Origin of the sequence: Allobosea sp. (assembly GCF_036675845.1) — a bacterium.
Classification (GTDB): domain Bacteria; phylum Pseudomonadota; class Alphaproteobacteria; order Rhizobiales; family Beijerinckiaceae; genus Allobosea.
Genome location: NZ_JAKFED010000157.1, coordinates 21,052 through 31,113, shown reverse-complemented (window position 1 = coordinate 31,113; position 10,062 = coordinate 21,052). Strand labels below are relative to the sequence as shown.

9 protein-coding genes are annotated in these 10,062 nt (G+C 66.2%); 1 reads left to right on the top strand and 8 read right to left on the bottom strand.

Annotation, left to right across the window (positions count from 1 at the left end):
- Positions 1-29: 29 nt before the first annotated feature.
- The 8 genes from V6M56_RS17995 to V6M56_RS17960 all read right to left on the bottom strand — a co-directional run bounded on the left by V6M56_RS17995 (position 30) and on the right by V6M56_RS17960 (position 8,723).
- On the bottom strand, positions 30-1,184 hold the full coding sequence (locus V6M56_RS17995; RefSeq protein ID WP_332685533.1) for a DegT/DnrJ/EryC1/StrS family aminotransferase: 1,155 nt from the start codon (positions 1,182-1,184) through the stop codon (positions 30-32).
- A complete protein-coding gene (locus tag V6M56_RS17990; protein WP_442880615.1) occupies positions 1,184-1,786 on the bottom strand; it encodes an acyltransferase in 603 nt (200 codons plus the stop codon). Before V6M56_RS17990 ends, V6M56_RS17995 begins: the two co-directional genes overlap by 1 nt.
- 5 nt (positions 1,787-1,791) lie before the next feature.
- Entirely contained in the window at positions 1,792-2,730 is a 939-nt protein-coding gene (locus tag V6M56_RS17985) for a Gfo/Idh/MocA family oxidoreductase (protein ID WP_332685532.1), read from the bottom strand.
- A gap of 56 nt (positions 2,731-2,786) precedes the next feature.
- Positions 2,787-4,127 carry a nucleotide sugar dehydrogenase gene (locus V6M56_RS17980; RefSeq protein WP_332685531.1) on the bottom strand — a complete coding sequence of 447 codons (1,341 nt, stop codon included), beginning with the start codon at positions 4,125-4,127 and terminating at the stop codon, positions 2,787-2,789.
- 147 nt (positions 4,128-4,274) lie between these two features.
- Positions 4,275-5,027 carry an FkbM family methyltransferase gene (locus V6M56_RS17975; RefSeq protein ID WP_332685530.1) on the bottom strand — a complete coding sequence of 251 codons (753 nt, stop codon included), beginning with the start codon at positions 5,025-5,027 and terminating at the stop codon, positions 4,275-4,277.
- Between the two features lie 171 nt (positions 5,028-5,198).
- The gene (araD, locus tag V6M56_RS17970; RefSeq protein ID WP_332685529.1) at positions 5,199-6,929 is read right to left on the bottom strand and encodes an L-arabinonate dehydratase; all 1,731 of its coding nucleotides are present in this window, start codon (positions 6,927-6,929) and stop codon (positions 5,199-5,201) included.
- Positions 6,930-7,081: 152 nt separating this feature from the next.
- Complete coding sequence (locus tag V6M56_RS17965; RefSeq protein WP_332685528.1) at positions 7,082-8,029, bottom strand: dihydrodipicolinate synthase family protein; 948 nt, start codon at positions 8,027-8,029, stop codon at positions 7,082-7,084.
- Positions 8,019-8,723, bottom strand: coding sequence for a GntR family transcriptional regulator (locus tag V6M56_RS17960; protein ID WP_332685527.1), 705 nt, complete (start codon positions 8,721-8,723; stop codon positions 8,019-8,021). Before V6M56_RS17960 ends, V6M56_RS17965 begins: the two co-directional genes overlap by 11 nt.
- A 213-nt stretch (positions 8,724-8,936) precedes the next feature.
- Between V6M56_RS17960 and V6M56_RS17955 the strand changes: the two genes are divergently transcribed.
- Positions 8,937-9,911, top strand: coding sequence for a Bug family tripartite tricarboxylate transporter substrate binding protein (locus tag V6M56_RS17955; RefSeq protein ID WP_332685526.1), 975 nt, complete (start codon positions 8,937-8,939; stop codon positions 9,909-9,911).
- Positions 9,912-10,062: the final 151 nt, after the last annotated feature.

Sequence of the window (10,062 nt, the reverse complement as noted above, 5' to 3'; positions counted from 1 at the left end):
CGACAGGTAGACCAGGCGCCGCTTTGCCGTCACGCGGCCGAGGCCTCGCGCTTCAGCGCCTCGCGCACCGCCTCGATGATGTAGTCCTGCGTCGCGACATCGAGATAGGGGTGCATCGGCAGCGCGACGACCTCCTGCGCAACGCGCTCCGAGATCGGCAGGCCGTTGCCGGCGACGGGGAAGTGCTTGTAGGCGGTCTGCTGGTGCAGGGGCTTGGGATAGTAGACGGTCGTCGGCACGCCCTTGGCCTTCAGCGCCGCCTGGAAGGCATCGCGGCGGTCGGCATCGACGCGGATCGTGTACTGCGCCCAGGTCGAGACGCAATCCGGCATGACATAGGGTGTGACCACCAGGTCCTTCAGCGCCTGCGTGTAGCGCTGCGCCACGAGCTGACGCTTCTCAAGCTCCTCGGCATAGACCTTGAGCTTCTCGATCAGCACTGCGGCCTGGATGGTGTCGAGCCGCGAATTCACGCCGACGCGGACATTGTCGTATTTGTAGGAGCCCTTGCCGTGGAAGCGCAGCGAACGCAGCAGGTCCGCGTGCTCGTCGCTGTCGGTGAGGATCGCACCGCCATCGCCATAGCAGCCGAGCGGCTTGGCCGGAAAGAAGCTGGTGGTGGCGAAATCGCCGATCGCGCCGGCGACCCGGCCCTTGTAGTTCGCTCCATAGCCCTGCGCCGAATCGGAGATCAGGACGAGCTCGTTCTGCTTGCAGAAGGCCTCGATCGGCTCGTAGTCGCAGCTTTGGCCGAAGAGGTCGACCGTGATCAGCGCGCGCGGCCTGAGCTCGTGCTTCCTTGCGGTGTCGAGCGCGGCGGCGAGGGCCTTGGGGTCGATATTGTAGGTGGCTTCGTCGATCTCGGCGAAGACCGGGGTGGCGCCCATCCAGGCGACGACCTCGGCGGTCGCCGCGAAGGTGAAGCTCGGGCAGATCACCGCGTCACCCGGGCCGATGCCGAGGGCCTCCAGAACGAGGATCAGCGCGTCGGTGCCGTTGGCGACGCCGATGGCGTGCTTGGCGCCGCAGAAGGCGGCGAGACCGGCCTCGAACTGCTGGACCTGTTCGCCGAGGATGTAGTTGCCATCATGGACGACCTTGAGGATGGCGTCGTCCATCGCCTTGCCAATGTGCTGGCGCTGGGCCTTGAGGTCGATGAACTCGATCACGGGACGTTCGCTCATCAGACGATCTCCTCGAGAATATCGGGCCCGGTCTCGCGGTAGCGGCGGCCGGTTTCGGGGCAGGTGAGATCGGGGCCGAGCTTGGCTCCGTCATGGCTCATCCAGCCGATGCGGCGGGCCGGGACGCCGGCCATCAGGGCAAAATCGGGCACATCCTTCGCCACCACCGCGCCAGCGGCGATGAAGCAATAGGCGCCGAGCGTGTTTCCGCAGACGATGGTGGCGTTGGCGCCGATGCTGGCGCCCTTCTTGACCAGGGTGCGGCGGAACTCGGACTTGCGGTTCAGGAAGGCGCGCGGGTTGTTGACGTTGGTGAAGACGCAGGACGGCCCGCAGAAGACGCCGTCCTCGAGTTCGACGCCGTCATAGAGGGCGACGTTGTTCTGGACCTTGCAGCCATCGCCGACGGTGACGCGCGGGCCGACCATGACGTTCTGGCCGAGCACGCAGTCCTTGCCGATCACGGTCTCGCCGAGGACATGGACGAAGTGCCAGATCTTGGAGCCGGCGCCGATCGTCACGCCCTCGTCGACATAGGCGCTCTCATGGATCTTCGCGCCGGGGAACCGCGGATCGTCGCGCATCTCGGAAGCCGCGGCCATCGGCTTCAGGCCTTCAGGTACTTGTCGACGAAGGGGTGGCGCTCGCCATTGGCGACGATCGGCAGGTGACGGAACTGCGAGACGACCTCGACGCAGAAGCGCACATCCTCGAGGCCATAGCCCTTGACGGCCAGGATCTCCTGGTAGCTGCGGGTGTGCAGATCGGTGAAGCCTTCCGAGAACTCGACTTCCTCGCCATCGAGGGTGATCGAGCGATAGGTGGTCTTCTTGCCCTTGACGCTCTCGGGCAGGTCGTTGGAATCGACCGAGAGGAACCAGCGCACGTCGGCCTTCTCGTAGGAGAGCAGGCCGCCGGCGCGCTCGGGCTCGCGCAGGCTCGCGGTCTGCGACTTCAGCGGGCCGAAGACATAGGCCAGCATGTCGAAGAAATGCACGCCGATATTGGTGGCGACGCCGCCCGATTTCGCCTCGTCGCCCTTCCAGGAGGCATGGTACCAGCGGCCGCGCGAGGTGATGTAGGTCAGGTCGACCGCATGGCGCTCGTTCGACTGGGCGATGCGCTCCTTGAGCGCCTGGATCGCCGGATGCAGGCGCAGCTGCAGGATCGTGTTGATCTTGTTGCCGGTGTGCTGCTCGATCTCGGCCAGGCCGTCGATGTTCCACGGGTTGAGCACCAGCGGCTTCTCGCAGATCACGTTCGAGCCGGAGCGCAGTCCGAAGCGGATATGGGCGTCGTGGAGATAGTTCGGCGAACAGACGCTGACGTAGTCGATGTGCTCGCCGCGCCGGCGCAGCTTGTCGACATGCCGGTCGAAGCGCTCGAACTCGGTGAAGAAATGCGCCTGCGGGAAATGGCTGTCGATGATGCCGACCGAGTCGTTGGGATCGTAAGCCACCTTCAGATCGCCGCCGACCGCCTTGATGGCCTGCATATGGCGGGGGGCGATGTAGCCGGCGGCGCCGATCAGGGCGAAGCTTGTCATGATGCTGTTCTCGATCCGTCTGTCGTGCTCGTTCCGACGTCGACCGCCGTCGGCGATCAGGCCTTGAAGACATTCGCTGCGACGACGCCGTTCCGGGCGCAGGCGTTGCGGGTGTCGACCACGAGCTTGGAATTGGCGGCGATGAAACCGTAGTCGACATCGTCATGGTCGGTCGCGATCAGCACCGCATCGTAGCCGGCGAGCGCTTCCTTGCCGATCGGCGCGCTCTTGCGGCCGGTGAGCTCGGCATGCTCGCGGGTCGGCGGGATCACCGGGATGAAGGGGTCGTGGAACTCGACATGGGCGCCGCGCTTCTCGATCAGCTCGATCAGCTTGAGCGAGGGGCTCTCGCGCATGTCGTCGATGTTCTTCTTGTAGGCGATGCCGAGGATCAGGATCTTCGCGTCGCTCAGATTCTTGTGGCCCTTGGAATCGAGCAGCTCGGCGAGCTGGTCGACGACCTGATAGGGCATGCGGGTGTTGATCTCGCCGGCGAGCTCGATGAAGCGCGTGGCGACGTCGTATTCGCGCGCCTTCCAGGTCAGGTAGAACGGGTCGATCGGGATGCAGTGGCCGCCGAGGCCCGGGCCCGGATAGAACGGCATGAAACCGAAGGGCTTGGTCTTGGCGGCGTCGATCACCTCCCAGACGTCGATGCCCATCGCGGCGTAGACCGTCTTCAGCTCGTTGACGAGCGCGATGTTGACGGCGCGGAAGATGTTCTCGGTCAGTTTCACCGCTTCCGCGGTCGCGGTCGAGGAGACCGGCACGGCCTTGACGACGAGGGCGCCGTAGAGCGCCAGCGACATGGCGAGCGAATCGGCACCGTCGCCGCCGACGACCTTCGGGATGGTCGAGGTGCCGAAATCGGGATTTCCGGGGTCCTCGCGCTCCGGCGAGAAGGCGAGGAAGAACTCCTCGCCGCTCTTCAAGCCCGTCGCCTTCTCCAGGATCGGGCGCATGACCTCGTCGGTGGTGCCGGGATAGGTCGTCGATTCGAGGACGACGAGTTGGTCCTTGCGCAGGCGCTTGGCGATCGCCTCCGTCGTCTTGACGACATAGGACAGGTCGGGCTCGCGGTATTTGGTCAGCGGCGTCGGCACCGCGATCAGCAGCGCGTCGGGCTCGGCCATGCGGTCGAAATCGGTGGTCGCGACGAAGCGCCCGGTCTTCGCACTCTCGATGATCAGATCCATCGGGATGTGCTTGATGGCGCTCTTGCCGGCATTGAGATCGTCGACGCGCTTCTGGTCGATGTCGAAGCCGATGACCTTGATGCCCTGGCGCAGCGCCGCGAGCGCCAGCGGGATGCCGACATAGCCGAGGCCGACAATGCCGATGACGACCGAGCGGTCGTTGACGCGCTCGATAAATCGCTGCGCAGTTTGCGAAGTCACATTGCACCCCGGGATTGCGGCAAGACCGGCGAGAAGCCGGTTCGTGGGCGTGCTTCTTCCAGACTTGCCAAATCCCGTCAACCATATCGGCCCAACCGGGATCGATGTTGTCGTCGGCAAAGCCGGAAGTAAGCGCTTCGTCGCCGGCTAGTCCCTGAGGATGGCCTTGAAATGGCGATTGATCGCGGCATGGTCGACGATTACGCCATGATTGCGCTCCGCCAGGATGGCCTCGTGCCAATACCAGTCGTCGAAGCCGATATTGATCCGGTCATAGCCGCGCTCGTCCAGCAGCACGCGCATCTCCTCGCGCCTGGGCTCGACGAAATTATGCTCGATCGTGAACAGGGCGATGCGATGGCGCTCGAGGTCGATGGTGCGCAGGATATCGAGCTCCGAGCCTTCGGTGTCGAGGGAGACATAGTCGAAGCCGGTCTCCGCGAAATCGCCCATGCCGGCGAGCTCGGCGAAGGTCACGGTCTCGACCTGGATCAGCCCGCCGGCCGCGATCGCCGCGGCCCGGTCCGGCCCATAGGCGTCGGCGTCGGCATATTCGGCGAGCGTGCCGATTTCCTGCGAGGCGACGAAGGAGAGGATCTGGCCGCTCTCGCGATAGACCGCCCGCTCCAGGCAGATGGCGCTGCGATTCTGCTGCAATTTGGCGAACAGGGCCGGGTTCGGCTCGACGCAGATTCCCTTCCAGCCATGCTCGCTCTCGAGGAAATAGCTGTTGCTGTGCAGGAAGCCGTCGAAGGCGCCGATCTCGGCGAAGCGGCCGTCCCGCCTGCCATTGCACATGGCGAAGACCCAGCGCTCCTGCTCGATCTGCGAATTGGTCGCCATCTCATAGGCGATCGCCGGGTCGAAGCGGGCTACGTCGTCTGGCTTGGAATTCGTCATCGTGCCCCGTCGCCCCTTGCGGGCCGACCGTAGGGCATGCCGAGCGCCTACGGAACCATGCCGTCATTGCGAGGAGGGCAGCCGAGGAAACAATCCAGGGCCGTCGAGCGAGCCCTTCTGGATTGCTTCGTCGCTAACGCTCGTCGCAATGACGGCGGAGGCTCGCCTCCGTCAATGAATCTCCGGCTCGGCGATCCGCTCAGTGCCGGTGAGATAGTCGAAATCGCAGCCCTTGTCGGCTTGCTGGATATGGGCTGCCGACATCTTGCCGTAGCCACGGGGGTAGTCGCGGGCGGGCGGAGACCAACTCGCGAGGCGCTCGGCGATCTCGGCGTCGGACAGGTTCACGGAGATGCTGCGGGCCTCGACGTCGACGCTGATGATGTCGCCGGTTCGCACCGCCGCGAGCGGGCCCCTGACATAGGCTTCCGGCGCGATATGGAGCACGCAGGCGCCATAGCTGGTGCCGGACATGCGGGCGTCCGACAGCCGCAGCATGTCGCGCACGCCCTGCTTCAGCAGCTTTTTCGGGATCGGCAGCATGCCCCATTCCGGCATGCCGGGACCGCCGACCGGGCCGCAATTCTTCAGCACCATGACATGGTCGGCGGTGACCTCGAGGCTCTCGTCGTTCACGGCGCGCATCATCGCGTCGTAATCCTCGAAGACCAGCGCCGGGCCGCTATGCTTGAGCAGGCGCGGCTCGGCGGCCGAGGGCTTGATGACGCAGCCATCGGGGGCGAGGTTGCCCTTGAGCACCGCCAGCCCATTGGCGGTGGAGACGGCCTTGTCGAGCGGGCGGATGACGTTGTCGTCATAGACCTGGGCGAGCGCGATGGTCTCCGAGAGCGGCTTGCCGGTCACGGTCATGGCGTCGGTGTGGAGCTTGCTCTCGAGCTGCTTCAGCAGCGCCGGGAGCCCGCCGGCATAGAAGAAATCCTCCATCAGGAATTCGCCGGAGGGCCGCAGATTGGCGATCACCGGCACCTTGCGCGAGAACTCGTCGAAATCGTCCGGCGTCAGCGGCACGCCGGCGCGCCCGGCCATGGCGACGAGATGGATGATCGCATTGGTCGAGCCGGCCACGGCCATGTGCACGGTCAGCGCATTCTCGAAGCTCTTGCGGGTCAGGATGCGGCCCGGCGTCAGATCCTCCCAGACCATCTCGACGATGCGCTTGCCGGAGGCCGCGGCCATGCGCGGATGGGCGGCGTCGGCGGCGGGGATGGCGGAGGCGCCGGGCAGGGTCAGGCCCAGCACCTCGGCATGGCTCATCATCGTCGCGGCCGTGCCCATCACCATGCAGGTGCCGTGCGAACGGGCGATGCCGCTCTCCATCTCGCGCCACTGGCCGTCAGTGATGTTGCCGGCCTCCTTCTCGGCCCAGTATTTCCAGACATCGGCGCCCGAGCCCAGCACCTTGCCGGCCCAGTTGCCGCGCAGCATCGGGCCGGCCGGCACGAAGATGAAGGGCAGGCCGGCGCTGCAGGCGCCCATGATCAAAGCGGGTGTGGACTTGTCGCAGCCGCCGAGCAGCACGGCGCCATCGAGGGGGTGGGAGCGGATCGATTCCTCCGCCTCCATCGCCAGGAAGTTGCGATAGAGCATGGTCGTCGGCTTCTGGTACTGCTCCGAGGCCGACATCACCGGGATCTCGACTGGGAAGCCGCCCGCCGCCCAGACCGCGCGCTTCACCGCCTCGGCGCGGTCGCGCAGATGGGTGTGGCAGGGGTTGATCTCGGACCAGGTGTTGAGGATGCCGATCACCGGCTTGCCCATGAACTCGTCATGGTTCAGCCCCATCTGCAGCGCCCGCGAACGGTGCCCGAAGGAGCGCAGGTCGCTGGCGCCGAACCAGCGCCGGCTGCGCAATGTCTCGGGCGTCTTGCGGGGGTGGGACATGGGGCGTTTCCTTGAAGTCTTACTGTTCTAAGTCGGGTGCCTGACGCGTTGCGCGTCATGGTCGGGCTTGACCCGACCATCTCGGAATCGGGAGCATTCTGGTCCTGAGATTCTCGGGTCTCCGCTAGGCTCCGCCCGAGAATGACGCTCGTTTACTCCGCGGCCGCGCGCTGTCCGCCCCAACTCCCGACGATGCGGCGCAACTCGGCGCGCTCGTCCTCGTTCAACTCGGGCAGGCCGGGCAGGCGCACCGGGCCGACCTTCGTGCCGAGCAGGCCGAGCGCCTCCTTGACCACGGTGACATTGGCGCCGTTGCCGTATTTCGTCCGCAGGGTCTCGAAGCCGGCGATCTCGTCGACGAGGCGGCGAGCCAGCTCGTAGTCGTTGGCCTCGAGCGCCCGCCAGATGGCGAGCGAGCGCTCGGGCGCGACATTGACCAGCCCCGATGTGAAGCCGCGCGCGCCGAGCGCATGGAAGGGCGCGGCCCAGCCCTCGGCGAGGCCGCAGATCCAGTTGGCGCTGCTGCCTTGCGTGGCGCGGACGCATTCGGCGAGCAGCATCATGTTGGACGAGGCGAACTTGACGCCGGCGACGTTCGGATGGGTAGCGACGCGGGCGAGATCCTTCACGCCGATCGCGTCGGAGCGGATATAGGCCACGAGCGGGATTTCCAGCGCCTCGGCGATGGCGAGGATGTAGTCGGCCTGGGATTGCGGCGCGGCGAAGGGGTCGAGCGGGTGATGCACCATCACCGCGTCGCAGCCCGCCTTCGCGGCAAGCTTGCCGGTCGAAATCGCCTCGCGCAGGGAGCGGCCGATGCCGGCGGTGACCAGCGCCTTGCCGGCGACGGCCTCGGCCGCGACCGCATGGCTGCGCACCACTTCATCGGTCGTCATCGGGTAGAACTCGCCGGTGTTGCCGGCCGAGACGATGTTGTGGATGCCGGCGGCGGCGATGCGGGCGACGATCTCGGCCGTCACCTTCCAGTCGGCCTCGCCATCGGCCGCCCAGGCGGTGACATGCACCCCCGAGATGCCGCGCAGGGCTTTACGCACCGTCTCCTGACGCACCTTCTCCTGGCGCCCGCTATCATTCGTCATAGGCCAGTCCTTCCGCGTCGGCGCCGAAGACCTGGCGCACATGGCTCTTCGCGGAGCGCACGATGTGGCTCCGCATCCTCTGCTCGGCCAGCGCCGGATCATGCGCCTTGAGAGCGGTGAAAATGCCCTGATGCTCGATGAAGCCCTGGCGCCGTTCGGCGGGCTCGGCGAGCAGCGCGATGCGCTGGGCATGGTCGTACATGCGCTGGCCGTCGAGCCGGCGCTCGAGATAGGAGCAGCCCGAGATGCGGTGGATCGCGCCGTGATAGGTCTCGTTCAGGATGACGAGGTCCTCGAGCTCGCTGTGATCGGTGGCATGGGCCATGTCGTCGATCAGGCGCGATATCTCGGTGACCTCTTCGGCGGTGATCCGGTTGGCGGCGATATGGGCCATGACGCTTTCGAGCGCGGCGCGGCCGAGCGCCATTTCCAGCGCCTGCCTTGCCGAGAACTCGACGAAGACGCCGCGGCGCGCCTCGGTGCGGACCAGCCCCTCGCTTTCGAGCTTGCGGATCGCGTCCTTCACCGGGGTGGTCGAGACGCCGAGCAGATCGGCGAGATGGCGCTCGTTCAGCCGCTCGCCATCGCGGAAGTTCCCGGCGACGATCGCCCGGCGCAAGCGCTCATGCGCATGCTCGCGCAGCGAACGCAGCAGATGGGGCGAGACGGGTTCGATCGCGAGCGGTTCTGACATCGGGGGCTCCGGCTGGCAGCCGGCCGAATCCTCCTGCAAGCCCGGCCGGGCAGCACCATTCCTCACCACTCATCACAAAGCGCAAGCGGTATCAAGTCTGAAATTTCAGATTTCAAATCTGAAAACCCATGCTATGGAAAGGCAAGGCGGCCGGGAAAGGCGCGGGCTGAACCGCGCCGGCGGCGCTACGGAAACGAGCAGGGGAGACGAGAAATGACGAGGATCACACGCCGCGGCGTGCTTGCCGGCGCAGCCAGCCTGATCGCGGCGCCAGCCCTGGCGCAGCCCGGCTATCCAAGCGGCAAGGTGGTCACCATCGTGGTGCCCTTCGCCGCCGGCGGGACCACCGACTTGCTCGGGCGCATCCTGGCCGACCGGCTCGGCGCCAGGCTCGGCGGCAAGTTCATCGTCGAGAACCGCGCCGGCGCCGGCGGCAATACCGGGGCCGCGGCCGTCGCCCGGTCCGAGCCCGACGGCTACACGCTGACGCTGGGCACGGTATCGAGCCACGCCATCAACCCCGGCGTCTATGCCAAGATGCCCTATGACCACATCAAGGATTTCGCGCCGATCTCGCAGCTGGCGAGCGTACCGAACATCCTGATGGTCAATATCGATCTGCCGGCGAAGACCGTGCCGGAGCTGATCGAGCTCTTGAAGAAGAACCCCGGCAAATACTCGTTCGGCTCGTCCGGTGCCGGCACCTCGACCCATATGGCGGCCGAGCTGTTCAAGGTCGCGACCGGGACCGACATGGCGCATGTGCCCTATCGCTCGAGCGGGCAGGTGACGCAGGACCTGCTCTCCGGCCAGATCCAGCTCAGCTTCGACAACATCACCATCGCCTGGCCGCATGTCGAGGCCGGCAAGATCCGCGCGCTCGCCACGGCGACGCCGAAGCGGCTCGCGGTCGCGCCCGACCTGCCGGCCGTGGCCGAGTTCATTCCGGGCTATGACGCCAGCTCCTGGCACGGCTTCTTCGCGCCGGCGAAGGTGCCGCCGGAGATCGTCGCCAAGCTCTCGACCGAGACGCAGGCGATCATGCGCGAGCCGGCGGTGATCGAACAGCTGAAGAAGCTCGGGGTCGACCCGGTCGGTTCGACGCAGGCGCAGTTCACCGCCCACATCGCCAGCGAGACCAAGCGCTGGGCCGAGGTGGCGCAGAAGGCGAATGTCAGGATCGAGTGATCGATCGCACGATCATTCCGCCATCGCGGCCGTCTGACGCGGCTGTCTGCGCTTCCGGTGCTCACGTACTCGAGTACGCTCCGCTCCGGTTCTCAACAGCCGCGTCAGCCGACTCACGCTGACGAAATCCTCGTACGGTCTCCGGAGGCTT